Origin of the sequence: Brucella oryzae (assembly GCF_041929965.1) — a bacterium.
GTDB lineage: Bacteria > Pseudomonadota > Alphaproteobacteria > Rhizobiales > Rhizobiaceae > Brucella > Brucella oryzae.
This window is the reverse complement of sequence record NZ_JBHEEO010000007.1, coordinates 49372-71334: the sequence shown is the minus strand read 5'-3', so window position 1 is coordinate 71334 and position 21963 is coordinate 49372. Positions and strand designations below refer to the sequence as shown.

Below are 21963 nucleotides of genomic sequence, written 5' to 3'. Positions count from 1 at the left end.
TAGGTCATGCAGACTGATCTCATAGCTCATCTGACCCTTGCAGCACCGGAGGTTCTCCTTGCTGTGGGCGCCTTGGCACTGCTCATGATTGGCGTGTTCTCCGGCGAGCGGGCGGCCACGCTCGTCAACGGATTATCCGTCGCGGTGCTTATTGCGGCGCTGGCACTGGTTGTCCTTTTCCCGACGAACGGCGCCGCATTCGGCGGCGCCATCGTCACAGACGGTTTCAGCCGCTTCATGAAGGTGCTGACGCTGATCGGCTCCATCGTGACATTGGTGATGTCGGTCGGCTTCGCCAAGGCGGAAAAATTCGACAAGTTCGAATTTCCGGTCCTGATCGTGATTTCCACGCTCGGCATGCTGCTGATGGTTTCCGCATCCAACATGCTGTCGCTTTATCTGGGTCTCGAACTGCAATCGCTGGCGCTTTACGTTCTGGCAGCGTTCAACCGCGATAGCGTCCGCTCGACGGAAGCCGGCCTGAAATATTTCGTTCTCGGTTCGCTGTCCTCGGGTATGCTGCTTTACGGTATTTCGCTCGTCTATGGTTATACCGGCCATATCGGCTTTGCCGAAATCGCGCAGGCCGTCTCCGGCGGACAGCGCGAACTGGGCCTAGTGTTCGGTCTGGTCTTCATTCTGGCCGGTCTGGCATTCAAGATTTCCGCCGTTCCGTTCCATATGTGGACGCCGGACGTCTATGAAGGCGCGCCGACCCCGGTAACGGCATTCTTTGCCGCCGCTCCGAAGATGGCCGCCATGGCGCTCATCATCCGCGTTGTCGCGGAAGCCTTTGCCCCGGTCACCCATGACTGGCAGCAGGTCGTGATCTTCATCGCGCTTGCTTCGATGATCCTCGGTGCCTTTGCCGCCATCGGCCAGCGCAACATCAAGCGCCTGATGGCTTATTCCTCGATCAGCCATATGGGCTATGCGCTCGTTGGTCTGGCCGCCGGAACGGTGATCGGCGTGAAGGGCGTGATGATCTACATGGCGATCTACCTTGCCATGACGCTCGGAACCTTCGCGTTCATTCTCGCAATGCGCACCAAAGACGGCAATGTGGAGAGCATTGAGGATCTGGCTGGTCTGTCCCGCACCAATCCGGTGCTGGCAACGATCATGACCATCTTCCTGTTCTCGCTCGCTGGCATCCCGCCGCTCGCAGGCTTCTTCGGCAAGTGGTACACCTTCGCCGCAGCTGTGCAGGTCGGTCTCCTGCCGCTCGCCATCATCGGTATCGTGGCTTCGGTCGTGGGCGCGTTCTACTACCTGCGCATGATCAAGATCATGTGGTTCGATGAGCCGACGGGTGGTTTCGTTCCGGTCGCAGGCGAGCTTCGTCTCGTTCTTGGCGTAACGGGCGCGTTCGTGCTCTTCTACGTCTTCCTTGCTGGTCCGATTGGCGGACTTGCCGAAGCCGCAGCCAAGACGTTCTTCTGACCAATGCACAAGGCGGAAGCATAGATGAGTTTTGCGCTTTCGCCTGTCGCGGCAAATGATGGCTACCGTCTCGAAAGTTTCGAGACGGTAGGTTCCACCAATGCGGTTGCACTGGAAAGGGCAGCGAGCGGTGATCCGGGCAAGCTCTGGCTTGTCACGAAGAGGCAGGAAAGCGGCCGTGGACGGCGGGGCCGTGCCTGGTCCACGCCGGAAGGCAATCTTGCCTCCACGCTGCTTCTTGTTGAATCCTATGAAATGAAGACGGCGGCAACGCTTGGTTTCGTTGCCGGCTTGTCGCTTGCCGATGCGCTCGATGCCGTATTCGCAGCAACGGGGCCTGCCGTGCCGCCGACAATTGGCCTCAAATGGCCGAATGATGTTCTGGTCAACGGCGCCAAACTGACCGGCATCCTGCTTGAATCTTCCATTCTGGCTAAGGACCTGTTTGCCGTTGCCATCGGCATTGGCACCAATGTTGTCGCTTTCCCAGATGATCTGCCTTATCCGGCAACCGCATTGCAGGCACTCGGCAGCAAATGCGATGCCGAAACCCTGTTTGCAGCTTTGTCGGATGCTTGGTCGGTCAATTACCGCGTCTGGAACGAGGGGCGCGGTCTCGACGATATTCGCAAGCGCTGGCTGAAGCGCGCCCATGGCCTCGGCCAGAATGTCACCATGCAGGTCGAAGGTCGCATTATCGAAGGTCGTTTTGAGACAATCGATGAAGCATGCCGCTTTGTTATTTGCGAAGACGACGGTTCACGGGTTGCGGTAACGGCTGGCGATGTCTATTTCGGAACTGCTGCTACGATACGCAAATAATTGCTTTATTGCATCTTGCCGGGGTTGCAACAGGACCAGTTTAGGTCCAGTTGATGCCGCAAGAACGCGCTCTAATCACAGAGGAAATTTCATGGCCCGATCCAATACTACGGAACTCGTCTTTCTGCCGCTCGGCGGCGTAGGCGAAATCGGCATGAATTTGGCCATGTATGGCTTCGGTCCTGCGGATAACCGTGAATGGCTGGTCGTGGATATGGGTGTGAGCTTTGCGGGGCCGGAACAGCCGGGTGCTGATCTCATCCTGCCGGATATCCGCTATCTTGAAGCTGAAAAGCACAATCTGCGCGGCATCGTCATCACCCATGCGCATGAAGACCATTTCGGTGCTTTGCTCGATCTGTGGCCGCGCCTCAAGGTTCCGGTCTATGCGACGCCATTCACTGCCGGTCTGCTTGAAGCAAAGCGGCAGTCGGAAGACGGCGCGCCCGAGATTCCGATCACGATCTACAAGGCGGGCGAAAAATTCGAAGTCGGCCCCTTCAATGTCGAAGCGGTTGCCGTAACCCACTCGATTCCCGAGCCGGTTTCGTTGGCCATTACGACACCGCTCGGTACGGTCGTGCACACAGGCGACTGGAAGATGGACCCGGAACCGTCGCTTGGACCCGTTATCGACGAGGCGCGTTTTCGCGCCCTCGGTGATGCGGGCGTGCTGGCGCTGATCTGCGATTCCACCAATGCGCTGCGCGAGGGGGAATCTCCATCGGAGCGTCAGGTGGGCGAAAGCCTGCGCGAACTGATCGAAAATGCGCGCGGACGTGTTGCCATCACCACTTTCTCTTCCAATGTCGGTCGTATCCGGTCGATTACCGAAGCGGCGCGCGATGCGGGCCGTCAGGTGCTGGTGGTCGGTCGCTCGATGAAGCGCGCCATCTCCGTTGCGACCGAGCTTGGCTATATGGAAGGCCTGCCGGAATATCTCAGCGAAGAGGATTATGGCTATATTCCACGCGAAAACGTGGTGATGATCCTCACCGGCAGTCAGGGCGAGCCGCGCGCGGCGCTTGCAAAACTGGCACGTGACGAAATGCGCAGCCTCGCGCTCACCGCTGGCGATACGGTCATCTACTCATCGCGCGCCATTCCGGGCAATGAGAAGGCCATTCTCGACATCAAGAACCGCCTGATCGATCGCGGCATCAAGATCATCGGCGATGAAGACGCGCTCGTGCATGTGTCGGGCCATCCGCGCCGCAGCGAATTGCGCCGCATGTATTCCTGGGTTCGCCCGCAAATTCTGGTGCCGGTGCATGGCGAAGCCGCTCATCTGGTTGCCCAAGGCTCGCTTGGCGCGATGGAAGGCATCGGGCAGGTTGCGCAGGTGCGTGACGGCGACATGCTGCGTCTGGCGCCCGGCAAGGCCGAGATTATCGACGAAGCGCCGGTTGGCCGCATCTACAAGGACGGCAAGCTGATCGGTGACGAGGAAGAAATCGGCATGGTCGAGCGCCGCAAGCTCGCCTATGTCGGTCATGTCGCCGTTTCGGTATTGCTGGACCGTGAACACAAGATCATCGACGAGCCCGATCTCGTGACTTTCGGCGTGCCGGAAGAAAACGCGCAGGGCGACCTGTTGGAAGATATTCTGCTGGATGCAGCCATCGAGGCCATCGACAGCATTCCGCGCGTTCGCCGCAAGGATATCGAGCTGGTGCGGGAGTCCGTTCGCCGTGCAGTCCGCGCTGCGGCAAATGAAGCGTGGGGCAAAAAGCCCGTGGTGACCGTATTCGTGAATAGGGTACGGTAATCACACAGATTGCAAGATGACCGGCATGGGAGGTGCTGATGCTCGAACGCTTGAACCACGTGGCGATTGCCGTTCCGGATATTGATGCCGCAGCAGCGCTTTATCGCGGTAAGCTCGGGGCGAAGGTTACTGAGCCGCAAGCACTGCCCGAACATGGCGTCACCGTGGTTTTCATCGACGTCGGCAACACCAAAATCGAATTGCTGGAACCGTTGGGCGAGGGGTCTCCCATCGCGACCTTTCTGGAAAAGAACCCCTCCGGCGGAATGCATCACCTCTGTTATGAGGTTGCGGACATAATTGCCGCCCGCGACCGTCTCAAGGCTGAAGGCGCGCGTATCCTTGGAGATGGAGAGCCGAAGATCGGCGCTCACGGCAAGCGGGTGTTGTTTTTGCACCCCAAGGATTTCAACGGTACACTGATCGAACTCGAAGAGGTGTAATCATGTCGCTAGTTTCAGGCATCGCGATTTATTTCATAATCTGGTGGACGACGCTTTTTGCGCTGTTGCCGGTTGGATTGCGTACGCAGGCCGAAGAAAATGAAGTGACGCTGGGCACGGTCGCCAGCGCTCCGGCCAAGCCGCGCATCGGACGGGCCTTTTTGCGGACAACCATTGTCGCCACGCTCATCTTCCTGCTCTATTATTATTTGACGCAGGTCAGCGGTTTCGGCCTCGATGATATTCCGCATTTCTTTCCGGACCTGACCTGAATTTTACACCATCCCAGCTCGGGTTAAAGAGGCTGCCTAAAAAATAGGCAGCCTTTCTTTTATATAAAGAAACGTGGATGCGCCAATCAAAGGTTGTACCGCATATTGAGCCTGTCCACGTAACATATTGAATTTCCGACGTGTCACAACCCGGCGTCATTTAAGACGGTGATGCCTTCGCATATGCGAAGTTCTTCAAATAAATCGATTTATACTTAAGTGAAATTTAATACTTGGATGCGCAGAGGGCACTGCGATAAATCCCACAAAATCAATGTGTTATTGCGGCCTATAAAATAGCGGAAATGCGAAAATCATGGAGGTTTTGGAAGTGCAAAAAAAAAGCAAGGCTTTCGCCTTGCTAATCAAATACGCGTTCGATCCGTTTCCATTTGACTGGCGGCTGCGGAAGTCGCGCCTGGATCCATCCTCCCAAGACTTTGACCGCGTGAAACCAACGGTTTTATTCCGTTGTTGCTCTTATGCTGAAAAAAATAGCGAACTGCACAGCTTTTGTCACGAAAAATCTTCTATGACGTCATATTTCTTTCGCAAATTTTCCTCACTGAGGGTGATATATCTGTAATATATTGAAATTGAATGTGAATCTGGAGGCCGCATTTTACGTCTCTGGTTCATTCGGCTGACATTCATGGCTGTGGATGGGGAAATCCGCTATCGCGAAAGCTTTTTCATGCGGGTTTCCAACCGGTGTATAACCCGGTAAGAAACCGACGAATATGCTTAATTTTTGCCTGATTCTTGAAGCAGTCAGGCAGTCCCTCTTGATTGGTGGTTACGATGCGTCTGTCGCGGTATTTTTTGCCTATTCTGAAGGAAAACCCCAAGGAGGCGGAAATCGTCTCCCACAGGCTGATGCTGCGTTCGGGTATGATCCGTCAACAGTCAGCCGGCATTTATGCCTGGCTGCCGATCGGTCTGAAGGTTCTCAACAAGGTCTGCGCTATCATTCGCGAAGAGCAGAACCGCGCGGGCGCCAATGAAATTCTGATGCCGACCATCCAGTCCGCCGATCTGTGGCGCGAAAGCGGTCGCTACGATGCCTATGGCAAGGAAATGCTGCGCATTCAGGACCGTCAGGAGCGCGACATGCTCTTCGGTCCGACCAACGAGGAAATGGTCACCGATATTTTCCGCTCCTATGTGCGCTCCTACAAGGACCTGCCGCTCAATCTCTATCACATTCAGTGGAAGTTCCGCGACGAAGTGCGCCCGCGTTTCGGCGTGATGCGTTCGCGTGAGTTCCTGATGAAGGATGCCTATTCGTTCGACCTCGACTATGAGGGCGCGAAAATGGCTTACTACCGCATGTTCGTGTCCTATCTGCGCACTTTTGCGCGGGTTGGCCTGCAGGCGATCCCGATGCGCGCCGACACCGGCCCGATCGGCGGCGACCTTTCCCACGAATTCATCATTCTGGCTGAAACCGGTGAAAGCCAGGTTTTCTGCGACAAGGCCTATCTTGATCTCGCCGTGCCGGGTGCGGACACCGATTTCCGCAACGATGCGCAGCTGACCGATATCGTCAAGCGCTGGACAACGCCTTATGCGGCGACCGACGAAATGCACGACGAGGCCGACTGGGCCAAGGTCAAGCCGGAGGATCAGGTTTCGGCACGCGGCATCGAAGTCGGCCACATCTTCCATTTCGGCACGAAATATTCCGAACCGATGGGCGCGAAAGTGCAGGGTCCGGACGGCAAGGAACATCTGGTTTCCATGGGTTCCTACGGCATCGGCCCGTCGCGCCTCGTCGCGGCAGCCATCGAAGCTTTCCACGACGATGCAGGCATCATCTGGCCGAAGGCCATTGCGCCGTTCGGTGCCGGTATCGTCAATATGAAGCCGGGCGACGAGGGCTGCGATGCTGTCAGCGAAAAGCTCTATGAGGCGCTGACCAATGCAGGCGTCGACCCGCTGCTCGACGACACGGATGACCGTCCGGGCGCGAAATTCGCCACGATGGACCTGATCGGTCTGCCGACGCAGGTGATTGTCGGCCCGCGCGGCGTCGCTGCCGGTGAAGTCGAGATCAAGGATCGCAAGACCGGTGAGCGCCAGAATCTGAGCGTTGAAGCCGCAATCAACCTGTTGACGGCAGAAGCATGAGCAACGCGGCGGCAGCAAAACCCGGGGACCAGGAAAAGGTAGCCCAAAAGGCACCGAAGTCCGGTCCATTCTCGGCTTTCGAACGGATGATCGCATGGCGATATCTGCGAGCGCGCCGCCGCGAGACTTTTATCTCGGTCATTGCCGGTTTTTCGTTCACCGGCATCATGCTGGGCGTGGCGACCCTCATCATCGTGATGGCGGTGATGAACGGCTTCCGTGCCGAGCTTTTGACCCGAATTCTTGGCATAAACGGCCATCTCATCATGCAGCCGATTGATCGTCCGCTGGATGATTATGCCAGCCTTATCAAGCGGATCGACGGTATTTCGGGCATCAAGTTCGCCATTCCCGTGGTGGAAGGGCAGGCGCTTGTTCAGGGGAATATCGGCGCTGGAACGGGTGCATTGGTGCGCGGTCTCCGTGAAGAGGATCTCGACAAGCTCAAGCTTGTTTCCGGCAATATCCGTCAGGGTACGCTGAAAGGTTTTGACCAGAGTGGCGGTGTTGCCATCGGCACCCGCATGGCGGAAAATCTCGGCCTTTCCATCGGCGATACGTTGCGGGTGATTTCGCCGGATGGCGATGTGACGCCGTTTGGCGTCAATCCGCGTGTGAAAGCTTATCCTGTTGTGGCGATCTTCGAGATCGGCATGTCGGAATATGATAGTTCCATTGTGATGATGCCGCTGTCCGAGGCGCAGCTCTTCTTCAATCAGGAAGGCAAGGTGCAATCGCTTGAAATCTTTGTCGATAATCCCGACAAGGTGGACGCGATGCGCGCGCCGGTGGAAGAGGCGGCGGGTCGCCAGCTCTCGCTTGTCGACTGGCGCCAGCGCAACCAGACTTTCTTCTCGGCGCTGGAAGTCGAGCGCAATGTCATGTTCATGATCCTGACGCTGATCGTGCTCGTTGCGGCGCTGAACATCATTTCCGGCCTTATCATGCTGGTGAAGGACAAGGGGCACGATATCGCAATCCTGCGAACAATGGGCGCAACCCGTGGCGCGGTGATGCGCATATTCCTGATGACGGGCGCCGCCATCGGCGTCACCGGCACGGTAGCCGGTGTTGTTCTGGGTGTTGTCGTCTGCCTCAATGTCGAGCGCCTGCGGGAGTTCTTCTCGTGGCTCTCGGGCACGACACTGTTCAATCCGGAACTTTATTTCCTGAGCCAGTTGCCTGCGAAGATGGACCCCGGTGAAACGATTTCCGTTATCGTCATGGCTCTGGTGCTTTCATTCATTGCCACCATTTTTCCAGCCTGGCGCGCTGCCAAGCTCGATCCGGTTGAAGCATTGAGGTACGAATAAATGGCGGCTGAAATCATCATGCGGCTGGAGCGGGTCGGCCGCGCCTATAAGGAAGCCGACCGCGAACTGGTCATTCTGAAGGATGCCGATTTCACGCTTCGCCGTGGCGAAATGGTTGCGCTTGTTGCGCCATCCGGCGCGGGCAAGTCGACATTGCTGCACACGGCAGGCCTGCTTGAGCGTCCCGACAATGGGGACGTTTTTCTCGATGGGCGTTCCTGCAGCAAATTGTCCGATGACGAGCGCACGGCGGTCCGCCGCAACGATGTCGGTTTCGTCTATCAGTTCCATCATCTCCTGCCGGAATTTTCCGCGCTGGAAAATGTGATGATGCCGCAGATGATCCGCGGCCTGTCCAAGAAGGCCGCGGCGGAGCGCGCGCAGCAGCTTCTGGAATATATGAAGATCGGCAAGCGCGCGTCCCATCGCCCGTCGGAACTTTCCGGCGGCGAGCAACAGCGCGTCGCCATTGCCCGCGCCGTTGCCAACGCGCCGCTCGTTCTTCTGGCGGATGAACCGACCGGCAATCTCGACCCGACGACATCGTCTTACGTCTTCGGCGCTCTGGAGGCCCTCGTACGTCAGTCGGGGCTTGCGGCCCTGATCGCGACCCACAATCATGAACTTGCCCGCCGCATGGACCGGCGCGTGACGTTGAAGGACGGCAAGGTCGTCGATCTTTAAGTTTCCGGATCACGGTAGCACTTCATCCTGAGGAGCCGTCGCAGGCGGCGTCTCGAAGGGCGAGGTGCGGACACCGGCAGAAGCTGCCGTTTGCTTCCCGGCTCCTGCCGCCGGTTGTGTATTCACTATTCGTAAACCCTAAAATGAATGCCGTTGTAGAACGGGTGTTGACTTTGGAACAAAAATAGAACAAAAAATAAACATACGTGAACACAGAGGAGTTTTCCAAATGACCGATCTTGTCTACGACATTCTGTCTTTCATCTCGATCAGCCTGTTCATCGCAACTTTCGCCATCTGGGTGAGCGCTATTTGAAGGAAATAGAGCATGTCTGCCAGAAGCGGGGAAACCGTTCTTGAGCACCGGGACATGTGATGAAGAGATAGAGCATTGCCAGAAACTCCGGAAAAACTGGAAATGCTCTGCGGGTTCCTGTGAACCCGTCGCAAGGTAGCGATAGTCCCGCTGGACATCGCTGCGTCATTCCCCGAAACTGACATTATCGGGCGACAGAGTCGCCAGCCGCGATGGACAATGTGGTCCATCACTGGAGCAATGTGCTATCAGGCGGCTTCGGCATCGGCTTGAAGATCGGAAACGATTTTCGCAGGGCCGGATGCATGGATTTAGAGCGCCGGATGTATGTCCATCCGGGCGGCTCGGCAGATGATCGGGGTCTATGGAATGAGTGATGCGGCAGCAGGCAATGCAGCAAAAGACGGTGCTTTGGCGCCACGTTTTGTGCATCTGCGGGTACACTCGGCCTATTCCTTGCTGGAAGGCGCATTGCCGCTCGGCAAGATCATCAAACAGGCGATTGCCGACGAGGCGCCGGCTATCGCGGTCACCGACACCAACAATCTGTTCGGTGCGCTCGAATTTGCGCAGAAGGCATCGAAAGACGGTTTGCAACCCATTATCGGCTGTCAGCTCGATGTTGCCTTCGGCGATCACAATGATAATGGCCGCAGCGTCAATCGCAGGACTGTGCTGGACCTTGCTCCAATCGTGCTGCTCGCGGCAACGGAAGTGGGCTATGCGAATATTGTGCGGCTCGTCAGCCGCGCGTTTCTGGAAACACCGGCAGGTGATCCGGTGCATGTCGAAGCGGACTGGCTACCGCCATTGTCGAAAGATGTCATTGTTCTTTCCGGCGGTGCACTGGGACCAATCGGGCGCGCTTTTGCTGCCGACCGTCCCGACAGGGCACAGGCGCGGCTTGCTTTCCTGCGGGAAGCCTTTGGCGACCGGCTTTATGTCGAGTTGCAGCGTCAGGCAGGCTACGACCGCATGCTTGAAGCAAAGACGGTTGCGCTTGCCTATGAGATGGATCTGCCTTTGGTGGCCACCAACGAGGCTTTCTTTCTCAAGGCGGAAGACTTCGAGGCTCATGACGCACTTCTGGCCATTGCGGAAGGCCAGATTCTCTCAAACGATGATCGTCGCCGTCTGACGCCGGACCATCATCTGAAAAGCCGTGCGGAAATGACCGCACTTTTTGCCGATCTGCCGGAAGCGCTCGACAACACGGTCGAAATTGCAGAGCGTTGCAGCTGGTACACGCAGACCCGCAAGCCGATCCTGCCGCGGTTTACCGGGGAATCCGATGATCCGGAGGCGGCCGTTCAGGCAGAGGCCGACGAGCTGGCGCGCCAGGCCCGTGACGGCCTGAAGATGCGGCTTGAGACAGCAGGTCTCGCAGAAGGCTATACGACGGAACAATATGCCGAACGGCTCGAATATGAGATCGGCATCATCACCCGCATGAAATTCCCAGGTTACTTCCTGATCGTTGCGGACTTTATCAAATGGGCGAAGGCCCATGGCATTCCGGTCGGGCCGGGCCGCGGTTCCGGTGCCGGTTCTCTCGTCGCCTATGCGCTTACCATCACCGACGTCGATCCGTTGCGATTCTCTCTGCTTTTCGAACGCTTCCTCAACCCGGATCGCGTCTCGATGCCCGATTTCGATATCGATTTCTGTCAGGATCGCCGTGAAGAGGTGATCCGCTATGTGCAGGGAAAGTACGGGCGCGATCAGGTCGCACAGATCATCACTTTCGGAACCCTGCAGGCGCGCGCCGTGTTGCGCGATGTCGGTCGCGTTCTGGAAATGCCTTACGGACAGGTTGATCGTCTCTGCAAACTGGTGCCGCAGAACCCGGCCAACCCGGTATCATTGGCGCAGGCCATCGAAACCGAGCCGAAGATCAATGAGGAGCGCGAAAAGGAGCCGGTCGTCGGTCGCCTCCTCGACATGGCGCTCAAGCTCGAAGGGCTTTACCGCCACGCCTCGACCCATGCCGCCGGCATCGTGATCGGTGACCGTCCGCTGTCGGAACTGGTGCCGATGTATCGCGATCCGCGTTCCGACATGCCGGTCACCCAGTTCAACATGAAATGGGTTGAGCAGGCGGGGCTGGTCAAGTTCGACTTTCTTGGCCTCAAGACGCTGACTGTTCTTGAAACGGCGGTCAAACTGGTGGCGCGCAAGGGCATCGACATCGATCTGTCTCATATACCGCTCGATGATCCGCTGACCTATGAAATGCTGTCGCGCGGCGAAACCGTCGGCGTGTTCCAGGTTGAAAGTGCCGGTATGCGCAAGGCGCTTCTCGGCATGCGCCCGGACCGGATTGAGGATATCATCGCGCTTGTGGCGCTTTATCGCCCCGGTCCGATGGAGAACATCCCGACCTATAATGCGCGCAAGAATGGTGAGGAGGAGATCGCCTCCATTCACCCGAAAATCGATCACCTGATCAAGGAAACGCAGGGCGTTATCGTCTATCAGGAACAGGTGATGCAGATCGCGCAGGTGCTTTCGGGCTATTCGCTCGGTGAAGCTGACCTTTTGCGCCGCGCCATGGGCAAGAAGATCCGCGAGGAAATGGACAAGCAGCGTGTCCGTTTCGTGGATGGCGCGATCGAGGGCGGTGTCGACAAGGCACAGGCCAATATGATCTTCGACCTGCTGGCCAAGTTCGCCGACTACGGCTTCAACAAGTCGCACGCCGCCGCCTATGCCATCGTCTCCTACCAGACGGCCTATATGAAGGCGCATTATCCGGTCGAGTTCATCGCCGCGTCGATGACCTACGATATGTCGAACACCGACAAGCTCAACGATTTCCGCCGCGAGGCGAACCGTCTGGGCATCGAGGTCGTGCCGCCTTCGGTGATGACGTCCTTCCGTCCGTTTGAAGTGGGCGAAAAGCAGATTTTCTATTCGCTTGCCGCCATCAAGGGCGTGGGCGAGGCGGCGGTCGATCATATTGTCGAGGTGCGTGCCGAGAAGCCTTTTGAAAGCCTTGAGGATTTTTGCGAGCGGGTCGATCCGCGCATCGTCAACCGGCGCGTGCTGGAAAGTCTCATCAATGCCGGGGCGATGGATTGTTTCGGTCGCGAGCGCCCGGCCATGAGCGCAGGCATGGACCGCATCATGGGCTTTGCCCAGCGCACGCAGGAAAATGCCGCAAGCGGCCAGTCCGATATTTTCGGCCTGTCAGGCGCTCCGAAGGAAACGCTTATCCTGCCGCAGGCGGCTCCCTGGCTGCCATCGGAAATGCTGCACCGCGAGTTTCAGGCGGTCGGCTTCTATCTTTCAGCCCATCCCCTTGATGAATATCGTGATGTGCTGAACCGCATGCGTGTTCAGAGCTGGGCGGATTTTTCCGCAGCCGTGAAACGCGGCGCCAATGCCGGTCGTCTGGCGGGAACCGTGACCGCTCGGCAGGAACGCAAGACCCGCACCGGCAACAAGATGGGTATTGTGCAATTGTCCGATGCCAGCGGGCAGTTCGAAGCGGTCCTGTTTTCTGAGGGGCTCGCGCAATATCGTGATCTTCTGGAAAGCGGCAAGTCGGTGGTAATCACGGTTCAGGCGGAAAATCGCCCGGAAGGTATCGGCTTGCGCATCCAGACGGTGCAGTCGCTTGAAGACGAAGCCTGCCGCATGCAGAAGGCGTTGCGGCTTTACCTGCGCTCCGCCGATGCGGTTCGGCATATCGCCCCGCATTTCAACACGCGCGGTGACGGGCAGGTGAGTTTCATCATCATCAAGGATAACGGCCAGCGGGAAGTCGAGATCGAGCTGCCGCATCGCTATCGCGTCAGCCCGCAGATCGCCAGTGCCATGAAATCCATTCAGGGCGTCGTGGACGTGGAGCTGGTTTGAGATAATTAAGGCAAAACGCGGGCGAGCCCGTTTTGCCGTCTTTTTGCGCTAAAAATCGGTGGTGATGTGCGTATTTCACCACCGATTTTGCGGCGAACGCCTGTCAAAAATAGGGCGTTTTTGTGATTGGCATCAATAGGCGGCGGTGAAACGCTTGCGAATGTGCTGGCCTTTTTCAGCCTCGTCCAGAATAGCGACGGCCAGATCGGCAACTGAAATCTTGCTTTCACCCTTGTCGTCGAAAACAGGTTCGTCGCCGCCGAGCCGGTATTTGCCAGTGCGTTCGCCCGGCTGAAGAATGATCGCGGGCGACACGAATGACCATTCCAGTTCTTTCTCACCGCGCAAATCGTCGAGCGCCTGACGGGCACCGAGCGCGCCTTGCTTCCACTCAGCCGGGAATTCAGGCGAGTCGACCAGCTGGTTGCCATCAATGGAAAGGCTGCCCGCGCCACCGACTGCTATAAGGCGCTTGATGCCTGCCTTCCTGGTGGCTTCCGTTATCGAACGGCTGCCTTTGATATGCTTCTCGCGAATTTCTGGATCGCTCCAGCCCGGATTGTAGGCGGAAATCACGATGTCATGCCCTGCAAGCTGTTTTGCAAGCGTATCGGTATCGAACACGTCAGCCGTTACCGCCGTCACATTGGGCAGCTTTTCGACTTTCTCCGGGTGACGAACAAGTGCCGTAACCTGGTCGCCGCGCGCAGCAGCTTCCTTGAGGATTGCAGCGCCTACGAAACCTGTTGCGCCGATCAGTGCGATCTTGGTCATGGCATTTTCCTTTCCGACCTTCTTATATCGAATGAATTAAGGTATGTTTCATAATCAGGTTATTTTGGATAACCACATAGGCCATGCCTACAGGCTTGTGAAGAACGCACTTTTACATGGTCAGGATACATGGAAGTAACCGCCTCAAAGACGGGTTCGAGAATGATGTGTGTTAAAGTCATCATTCCAGAGCTGGTATAACACTATGTTTTCTAATGCTATTCGCCGTAACAAGCCTCGCATTTATGCTGAAAATGCACCGGCATCGATAATGAGAAGGAACGCCGGTCTGCAAGCCGGTTCCCCCGGAGAAACAAGATGACGATACCGACACGTCCAGATGGCAAGACACCTTTGCTCTCGTCGACACCTGCTTTTGAAACCGATGGTGACGGTTCCTGTCCAATCCGCGAAGTGCTGGACCGCGTGGGCGACACATGGAGCATCCTCGTCATTTTCAATCTTCAGGAAGGCTCGATGCGTTTCAATGCATTGCGACGTGCTATTGAGGGGATTTCTCAACGTATGTTGACGGTTACGTTGCGCTCCTTGGAGCGGGATGGCCTTGTGTCCCGTCATGTTCGCCCGACATCTCCGCCCGAGGTGGAATATGCGCTAACCGAACTCGGACATTCTCTGGCCATTCCCATTGACGTTCTTGGCCAATGGGCCGTCAAAAACCGGGCTTTACTTCGCGATGCACGCTCGCGCTTTGATGGAAGCGTTGATTAAAAGGGAACCGGTCTCGCTCCGTTTGCGTTTGTCTTTCAAACAGGAGGAAATCCCATGCCCGCAAAATCACAGGCCCAACAGAAAGCAGCCGGCGCAGCGCTTGCTGCCAAACGGGGTGAAATCAAGAAAAGCGAACTCTTCGGCGCGTCGAAAGAAATGTATGAATCAATGACCGAGAAGGAACTGGAAGAGTTTGCAGAAACCAAACGAAAAAACCTGCCGGACCATGTCTCCGACGACAAAAATTCCTAATTGTTCCGGAGTATTTCCAGCAAAAGCGCGAAATAGTTTTGCTGGAAATATTCACAAAAACGAAATGTGTATAAAAATAGTTGGAGCGATTAAGTGGATCGCTCCAGTATTTCCGCCAGACTGATCTGCTTATTTCGCAGCCTTTGTCTGCACGAATTCAATGGCTTGTAGTTTGCCATTGGTGATGCCGCAACGCACCGCAACATCATCCCATTTATAGCCAATGCGCTTGATACGCGCTTCGCCAGGAACAGAGATAACAGCGGAAACCTTGCGTGGATCTCTGGTGCTGAACTCGGACGATTTGTCATCGGTTTTGGCAGATGAGATATCATCTTGGGTGAATCCAAGACGATCGTATTTTTTACTCTTCTTCACAAAATCGTACGCGGTGGCAATACAGTCAGCCACTTGCGGTGACGCCTTTCGATCTTTGACAAGCATTTGATAGTTTGTTGTGAAATCCTTGGAACGTTTGGGAATCGCGTCTGCGTGAGCTGCTGCAATAAATCCAAATGTAAAAATAGTAGAAAGTATAATTTGGGTCGGTTTCATGCTCACATCCTTTTAGAAAATAGCCGACTGTTAGAGCGCTGCCAGTTAACACGAAATCATAGAACCGCTTGGTCTCTTTTATTTATATTCATTATCCCACGCAAAAGCGCTTCGCATTTATGCTGGGAATACTCTTAAAGATAAAGAGCTAAATCGATAATGCGAATTAGCTTAGACAAGCGATTTGGTTTTTTTATGAATTTCCAATGCTTACGACAATATCCTACTGGCAGATGCGCGCAAGGCAGGATTTGCCATGGCAACCTTGATCGAGGTGCATGTTGGTGCGATGTGCAGCATCGCCGTCCGGGCCGATGACTGTCATGAAAAGCTTGCAGCTGGCGCTGTGGACCGCACGCCAGAAAGCCTTTTCCTTATCCGAGCCGTTCCAGCCGCTCTCCAGCTCGGTCTTGCTGCCATCCGAAAATTTGAACGCCATGATGTCGAGCGCGTTGGCAAAGGCGTGTTCGGAAACCCGTCCCGACGAAGCGCCGTTTACCTTTCGGCATTGGTAATCTGAACCGGTGCCTATCTCCGAGATCTTTGAATCCGGACCGTAAATATCCCGGGCCGCTTTGCTCACCTCGCGGCTCCACTGCGCCAGCGTAACGGCCATTGCGCAGTTTGTTGTTACAGGATTGGCGAATTTCAGCGGTTCATCCTTGCCAATGGCGGTCAGGGACAACGGGGAGTGCGCTCCACATTGTTCTCCATCCTTGATCGGGGGTAACAGCTTGCCCTCAACTTCGCCGGAAATCAGCGCCGGGCAGGCTACCTGATAGATACGTTCGTCCTTTTCCGGCTTTGGCTGCTGATCAGGGCCGGGTTTCGCCTCTTGCGCTTTGTCATCCGTCGGTTTCGGGTTATCAGCTGGTTTTGGCGGCTCTTCCTGTGCCGGTGTTGAAGGAGCAGGCCTGGCCGGCGGTTGTGTTTCGGGCTCTGCTTCCGGCTTTTCCGTTGGAACGGGTGGAGTTTCCGGTTCCAAACCCTTATTTGCCGCATCTTCTGAACGGGGCGCAGGCATCGGAACGGGTATTGTAACGCCGGGAGCGGGTTTGGGTTTTGTCGGGGTACTTGCAGGCTGCGATGTTGCCTGCTGTTTCTGAGGCGATTTCTTCTGGCTACGCTTTGCCGGCGGGCGTTGGCGATGCTGTTTTGCCTTTTGGGCATCTTGTTTCAGAATACGTTCGATGAAAGTTTGTGCCTGTGCCTCGCCGGAACCGATGCCCGAAAAACAGGGTATTGCAACAAGGCCCGCCGCAAAGAGAGCGGTGAATGCACCCTTGCCGGGCAGAAAAAAAGACAAAGCCATTGATGCCTCATGAGTTGCGGTTCCGTCATGTCTAATGATGGAACAAGCAAGGACGTTCCTTCACGCTTGATGGCAGGTCGTAGCAAATGGTAGGAAACAGGTCTTGCAGACCGGTTTTTCAGGCTTTTCCGGCTGCTTGAGCTTGACAAGATAACAGCTACATGACTAAAAGCCGCCCATCGCTGGCGCGTTTCGTGCCGGCGTTTCATTTGACGTGTCCCGTGGATGAAGATTGCGCTCGCGCGCTTCATCCTGTCAGTCCTCTAAAACAGAGGGCAGAGGAGGGCGCGTTTCCTCCAGCGCCTCCGGGCGCTATAACCTTTTGAAGGAAATGCGATGAGCAAGCGCGAATCCGCTAAGTACAAAATTGATCGCCGTCTTGGCGAAAACATCTGGGGCCGTCCGAAGTCCCCGGTAAACCGTCGTGAATATGGCCCAGGCCAGCACGGCCAGCGCCGCAAGGGCAAGCTGTCGGACTTCGGTGTACAGCTCCGCGCAAAGCAGAAGCTCAAGGGCTTCTACGGCGACATCTCCGAAAAGCAGTTCCGCAAGACCTACGAAGAAGCCGCTCGCCGCAAGGGCGACACCGGTGAAAACCTGATCGGTCTGCTGGAATCGCGCCTCGACGCAGTCGTATATCGCGCCAAGTTTGTTCCGACGATCTTCGCTGCCCGCCAGTTCATCAACCATGGCCACGTGAATGTGAACGGTCGCCGCGTCAACATCCAGTCCTACCGCCTGAAGGCCGGTGACGTTGTTGAAGTTCGCGAAAAGTCGAAGCAGCTGGTTATCGTTCTCGAAGCTGTACAGCTCGCAGAACGTGATGTTCCGGAATACATCGAAGTCGACCATAACAAGCTGGTTGCGACCTATTCCCGCGTTCCGACCCTTTCGGATGTGCCTTACGCCGTCCAGATGGAACCGAACCTCGTCGTCGAATTCTATTCGCGTTAATCCCAAGCGCGATCTGGCGCACTCAGCTGCGCTGGATATATGCCGAACTCGAAAAGCCGCGCTGTACATGCAGCGCGGCTTTTTTCTTGCACGCAGTATTTTCGTGCAGTGAATCCCGGTTTGGCGGTTTTCCCTGCGGTCAGTTTTCGCTATTAAGCCTTCAACATCTTCAATCGTTTTCGGGACGCACCATGAACGCTTTCGATCCAGATATTGCTGAGAACGCAGGCAGCGACGGCTGTCATCCGTTATTCCGCGATGTGCCGACCACGGTCGAGTTCAACAAGCTGCGCAAACGTCTTTTGCGTCTGACGCGTCAGGCCGTCGAGGATTTCTCGATGGTGAAGCCCGGCGAGCGCTGGATGGTGTGCCTGTCAGGCGGCAAGGATTCCTATGGCCTGCTTGCGCTGTTGCTCGATCTCAAATGGCGCGGTCTGCTGCCGGTTGAGCTGCTGGCCGTGAATCTGGATCAGGGCCAGCCGAATTTTCCGAAGCACATATTGCCGGACTTCCTGAAACGGTATGAAATCGAGCACCGGATCGAATATCAGGATACTTATTCGATCGTGACCGACAAACTGCCGGAAACGAGCACCTATTGCTCGCTCTGCTCGCGCCTGCGCCGAGGGAACCTCTATCGCATCGCGCGTGAAGAGGGCTGTTCAGCGATCGTTCTTGGGCATCATCGGGAAGATATCCTCGAAACCTTCTTCATGAACCTGTTCCATGGCGGGCGGCTGGCTGCGATGCCCCCGAAGCTTTTGAACGATGAAGGAGACCTGATGGTGTTCCGTCCGCTGGCTTATGCTACGGAGGAGGATCTGGAAAAGTTTGCAACAGCAATGCAGTTTCCGATCATCCCGTGCGATCTGTGCGGCAGTCAGGAAGGGCTTCAGCGCAATGCAATGAAGGCCATGTTGACCGACATCGAGAAGCGTATGCCGGGGCGCAAGGACACTATGATCCGGGCTATGACGAATGTTCGTCCAAGCCATCTGCTGGATCGCAAGCTGTTCGATTTTGCGGGACTGACATTGAATGACGGGGGTGATCATGCGCTTTGATGAAGGGCAGATGGACTGGTTGGCGGATCTGCTGGCAGATGCGGCGCGTCAGGAAATCATGCCGCGATTCCGCAGGCTGGATGTCGGTGATATCCGGCAGAAGACTTCACCCGCCGATTTGGTGACGGAAGCGGATGTGAATGCTGAACGGTTCATCACCGCCAAGCTTAAGGAGCGCTTTGCCGATGCGGTGATTGTCGGCGAGGAAGCCTGCTCTGATAATGAATCACTGCTGGACGGACTGGGCGATACGGAACTTGCCTTCACAATCGATCCGGTCGACGGTACTTTCAACTTTGCGTCCGGCGTTCCGCTTTTCGGCGTGATGCTCGCGGTGGTGTCGAAAGGCGAAACCGTGGCCGGTATCATCCATGATCCGGTCGGCAATGACTGGATCATGGCTTCAAAGGGTGGCGGGACCTACATCCGCCATTCCAACGGTGAGGCAAGCAAGGTCAGCGTTGCCGAGCCGGCCTCGATTAACCAGATGATCGGCTCAATTTCCTGGCAGTACACGGCCGAGCCTATGCGGTCGCGTCTGGCACGCAACCACACCAAGTTTCTGTCGCAGATCGGTTATCGTTGCGCGGCACACGAATATCGAATTATCGCAACCGGCGGCGCGCATTTCGCGGTCTACAACAAGCTGATGCCTTGGGACCATCTTCCGGGCGCCCTGATCCATCAGGAAGCGGGCGGCTATCTGGCGCGCTGGGATGGAAGTGCATATTTGCCGTCCCACACCGGCGGCGGTCTTCTGGTGGCGCCGAGCAGGGATAGCTGGCAGTCGATTCAGACTGCGCTTTGGGAAGAATAGCAGGCCGGGGCCTCTATCTTATGTTTTTGGAAGTCGCGCATTATCGCGCATTATATTGACGGAGTGGGTTGGAAGCGCGGACTCCCAACCCGTTTCACTTACGTAAAGAATGTGACCCGCACGTAGCATTGCCAGCCCGTGCGGGTTTTCTTTATCGTCAGATCACGTGTTCTGCAGGCGGGTTTTGCACCCTGAACAACCGTCCGCGTTCGGCAATCAGCACGCAGCCAAGGGCCACAAATCCGAGCACGCAATAGCCGGTTGCAACCGGCGTGGTCGTGCCGTCGAACGCCTGGCCGATGATAGCGCCCAATGCCGCGCCGATCACCGTTTGGGCAAAGCCCAGAACAGAGGAGGCGGTTCCGGCAACCTCGCCAAGCGGCTCCATCGCCAGCGCATTGAAATTGGCAGTCACGAGGCTGAACGAGAACATGATGATCATGTAAATCGCCATGAGGATCGGGAAGGGAACGGGCCCGTCCATCGTGACCGACAGAATCATCCACAAAAGGCTGAATCCGGTGAAGACCAGCAGCATGGTCTGGGAAATCCGCCGCATGCCGTAGCGGCCGACCAAACGTGAGTTCATGAATGAGGCAAGCGCCAGCGTCATGGCGACAGCCGCGAAAGCCAGCGGAAACAGGGCGCCAAGCTTGTAAATATCGACGAAAATCTGCTGCGCGGAATTGATATAGCCGAACAGCGCCCCGAGAATGAACGACGTGCCGAGCATGTAGAACAGCGCGACGCGGTTCGAAAGAACGATCCCGAACCCGCCGACCACGCTCTTGACCGTCAGTGGGCGCCGGTTGGATGCGGGCAAGGTTTCGGGCAGGCGAAGGAACGCCCATATGCCGACGATAAGCGCCATCACGGCCATCGACAGGAAAATCAGGTGCCATTCGCCGAAAAGCATGATGAGCTGGCCGGTTGCAGGCGCAACGACCGGCAGGATCATGAATACCATCATGACAAGTGACATGACTTCCGCCATCTGACGACCGGCAAACTTGTCGCGAACGACGGATACGGCGATCACGCGGGTGGCGGCAGCGCCAAGCCCCTGCAAGACGCGCAGGATGATAAGCGTCGTGAAATCGGTGACGATGGCCGATCCCAAAGCTGCCAGAATGTAGATGACGAGCCCGCCGAACAGCGGCAGCCTGCGACCGAAGCGGTCGCTCAGCGGTCCATAGAACAGCTGCGAAACGCCAAAGCCGAGCAGATAGGCGGTGATGACGAACTGGACGTGATTTTCGGACTGAACGCCAAGGCTTGTACCGATCTGCGGCAGGCCGGGCAGCATGATGTCGACGGCGAGCGCATTGATGGCCATGATGGCTGCGATGAGCGCGATGAACTCGCCGCGCCCACGCATGGAGGTTTTCTGGTCCGGCGAACCGTTCTTGATGTCGAGCGGCATGACTGGGATTCCCTGGCAAAATGGCGCGCCGCGTCTAAAAGACACGATGCGAAAGACAAAATTTAGAAAGCAGAAGCCGACAGATGGAAATCCGTCGTTGAAGCATCCAGCAAACGCAAAAGGCGCCGTCGAACGGCGCCTTTGGAAAAAGGTGAGGCTAAAGCCGTATATTCGGCAATTAATCCTCAAGCGGCCTTGGTGGCAATACCCTTATCGGTAAAAAGTGCCTGCAGTTCGCTCGATTGGAACATTTCACGCACGATATCGCAGCCGCCGACAAATTCGCCCTTCACATAAAGCTGAGGAATAGTTGGCCAGTTGGAGTATTCCTTGATGCCCTGACGCAGCTCGTCTGAGGAAAGGATGTTGACGCCTTTGTAGTCCACGCCGAGATAGTCAAGAATCTGGACCACCTGACCGGAGAAACCGCACTGCGGGAAACCCGGTGTGCCCTTCATGAAAAGCACGACGTCGTTGGTCTTCACTTCATTATCGATGAAATCGTTGATGCCGGTCATTTGTGGTCCTTTCCAAGCATAACCCCGAAAAGTTGCCTGACTTTTCGGACAGGATTATGCGCTAAACAAATACGCCGAGGCAAATTTCGGCGCAAAATGGGAGGTCTTTCCCAATATAGTCATTTGAATGCTGGTAACCACCCTGTTTGGCTGAAAGCAAGTCAAATGCTTGAGAAATCCGTATCAAGGGGAGCTGCATCTTGCCGCAGCAGGATTTGCTTCTCGAAACAGGCTCCCCTGAAACGACCTTCCGTTATTCCGGTACGCTTGTCTGTAAGGCAAGTGCATGAAGCACACCACCCATATTGCCCTTCAGCGCATCATAGACCATCTGGTGCTGCTGCACACGGGACTTGCCACGGAAACTTTCCGCGACAACTTCGGCGGCATAATGGTCTCCGTCTCCGGCAAGGTCGCGGATCGTCACCTTTGCGTCGGGAATCCCCTCGCGTATCAGTTTTTCGATCTCATGTGCGTCCATAGCCATGTAAAATCTCCCGCCGTTTCCAG

At 56.2% G+C, this 21963-nt stretch carries 20 protein-coding genes; 14 read left to right on the top strand and 6 right to left on the bottom strand.

Annotated elements, in window-relative coordinates:
- Positions 1-6: 6 nt before the first annotated feature.
- The 9 genes from nuoN (at position 7) to dnaE (ending at position 13052) form a co-directional block, all read left to right on the top strand.
- Entirely contained in the window at positions 7-1443 is a 1437-nt protein-coding gene (gene nuoN, locus JNC70_RS09300; protein WP_104754044.1) for an NADH-quinone oxidoreductase subunit NuoN, read from the top strand.
- Between the two features lie 24 nt (positions 1444-1467).
- Positions 1468-2265, top strand: a complete 798-nt coding sequence (locus tag JNC70_RS09295) for a biotin--[acetyl-CoA-carboxylase] ligase (RefSeq protein ID WP_104754045.1) — start codon at positions 1468-1470, stop codon at positions 2263-2265.
- Positions 2266-2356: 91 nt separating this feature from the next.
- The gene (locus tag JNC70_RS09290) at positions 2357-4033 is read left to right on the top strand and encodes a ribonuclease J (protein WP_104754046.1); all 1677 of its coding nucleotides are present in this window, start codon (positions 2357-2359) and stop codon (positions 4031-4033) included.
- Between the two features lie 38 nt (positions 4034-4071).
- The gene (gene mce, locus JNC70_RS09285) at positions 4072-4476 is read left to right on the top strand and encodes a methylmalonyl-CoA epimerase (protein ID WP_104754047.1); all 405 of its coding nucleotides are present in this window, start codon (positions 4072-4074) and stop codon (positions 4474-4476) included.
- Between the two features lie 2 nt (positions 4477-4478).
- Positions 4479-4748, top strand: a complete 270-nt coding sequence (locus JNC70_RS09280) for a DUF1467 family protein (protein ID WP_104754048.1) — start codon at positions 4479-4481, stop codon at positions 4746-4748.
- Positions 4749-5549: 801 nt separating this feature from the next.
- Entirely contained in the window at positions 5550-6878 is a 1329-nt protein-coding gene (proS, locus tag JNC70_RS09275; RefSeq protein WP_104754049.1) for a proline--tRNA ligase, read from the top strand.
- Positions 6875-8191, top strand: coding sequence for a lipoprotein-releasing ABC transporter permease subunit (locus tag JNC70_RS09270; protein WP_104754050.1), 1317 nt, complete (start codon positions 6875-6877; stop codon positions 8189-8191). Before proS ends, JNC70_RS09270 begins: the two co-directional genes overlap by 4 nt.
- Entirely contained in the window at positions 8192-8875 is a 684-nt protein-coding gene (locus JNC70_RS09265) for an ABC transporter ATP-binding protein (RefSeq protein ID WP_012092252.1), read from the top strand. It begins immediately after the preceding gene.
- Positions 8876-9560: 685 nt separating this feature from the next.
- The gene (gene dnaE / locus JNC70_RS09260) at positions 9561-13052 is read left to right on the top strand and encodes a DNA polymerase III subunit alpha (protein ID WP_104754111.1); all 3492 of its coding nucleotides are present in this window, start codon (positions 9561-9563) and stop codon (positions 13050-13052) included.
- 132 nt (positions 13053-13184) lie between these two features.
- Here dnaE and JNC70_RS09255 read toward each other — a convergent pair whose 3' ends face one another.
- Entirely contained in the window at positions 13185-13826 is a 642-nt protein-coding gene (locus tag JNC70_RS09255) for an NAD(P)-dependent oxidoreductase (RefSeq protein ID WP_104754051.1), read from the bottom strand.
- A gap of 318 nt (positions 13827-14144) precedes the next feature.
- Between JNC70_RS09255 and JNC70_RS09250 the strand changes: the two genes are divergently transcribed.
- Both JNC70_RS09250 and JNC70_RS09245 read left to right on the top strand, forming a co-directional pair.
- Entirely contained in the window at positions 14145-14558 is a 414-nt protein-coding gene (locus JNC70_RS09250) for a winged helix-turn-helix transcriptional regulator (RefSeq protein ID WP_104754052.1), read from the top strand.
- A gap of 54 nt (positions 14559-14612) precedes the next feature.
- Positions 14613-14810: a DUF3008 family protein gene (locus tag JNC70_RS09245; RefSeq protein WP_104754053.1), complete on the top strand. Its 198-nt coding sequence runs from the start codon at positions 14613-14615 to the stop codon at positions 14808-14810.
- 129 nt (positions 14811-14939) lie between these two features.
- On the opposite strand, the gene bspC is transcribed toward JNC70_RS09245, so the two are convergent.
- Complete coding sequence (gene bspC / locus JNC70_RS09240; RefSeq protein ID WP_104754054.1) at positions 14940-15365, bottom strand: type IV secretion system effector BspC; 426 nt, start codon at positions 15363-15365, stop codon at positions 14940-14942.
- Positions 15366-15588: 223 nt separating this feature from the next.
- Positions 15589-16677 carry an extensin-like domain-containing protein gene (locus tag JNC70_RS09235; protein WP_104754055.1) on the bottom strand — a complete coding sequence of 363 codons (1089 nt, stop codon included), beginning with the start codon at positions 16675-16677 and terminating at the stop codon, positions 15589-15591.
- Positions 16678-17013: 336 nt separating this feature from the next.
- On the opposite strand from JNC70_RS09235, the gene rpsD reads away from it, so the two are divergent.
- The 3 genes from rpsD to JNC70_RS09220 all read left to right on the top strand — a co-directional run bounded on the left by rpsD (position 17014) and on the right by JNC70_RS09220 (position 19512).
- Positions 17014-17631 carry a 30S ribosomal protein S4 gene (gene rpsD / locus JNC70_RS09230; protein WP_104754056.1) on the top strand — a complete coding sequence of 206 codons (618 nt, stop codon included), beginning with the start codon at positions 17014-17016 and terminating at the stop codon, positions 17629-17631.
- 191 nt (positions 17632-17822) lie between these two features.
- Positions 17823-18695 (top strand): tRNA 2-thiocytidine(32) synthetase TtcA, encoded by an 873-nt coding sequence (gene ttcA, locus JNC70_RS09225; protein ID WP_104754057.1) that lies wholly within the window; start codon positions 17823-17825, stop codon positions 18693-18695.
- The gene (locus tag JNC70_RS09220; RefSeq protein ID WP_104754058.1) at positions 18685-19512 is read left to right on the top strand and encodes an inositol monophosphatase family protein; all 828 of its coding nucleotides are present in this window, start codon (positions 18685-18687) and stop codon (positions 19510-19512) included. Before ttcA ends, JNC70_RS09220 begins: the two co-directional genes overlap by 11 nt.
- Positions 19513-19669: 157 nt before the next feature.
- On the opposite strand, the gene JNC70_RS09215 is transcribed toward JNC70_RS09220, so the two are convergent.
- From JNC70_RS09215 to JNC70_RS09205, 3 genes are all read right to left on the bottom strand, one after another.
- Entirely contained in the window at positions 19670-20935 is a 1266-nt protein-coding gene (locus tag JNC70_RS09215; protein ID WP_104754059.1) for a multidrug effflux MFS transporter, read from the bottom strand.
- Between the two features lie 185 nt (positions 20936-21120).
- Positions 21121-21453 (bottom strand): Grx4 family monothiol glutaredoxin, encoded by a 333-nt coding sequence (grxD, locus tag JNC70_RS09210; RefSeq protein WP_104754060.1) that lies wholly within the window; start codon positions 21451-21453, stop codon positions 21121-21123.
- A gap of 253 nt (positions 21454-21706) precedes the next feature.
- The gene (locus JNC70_RS09205; protein WP_006466620.1) at positions 21707-21940 is read right to left on the bottom strand and encodes a BolA/IbaG family iron-sulfur metabolism protein; all 234 of its coding nucleotides are present in this window, start codon (positions 21938-21940) and stop codon (positions 21707-21709) included.
- Positions 21941-21963: the final 23 nt, after the last annotated feature.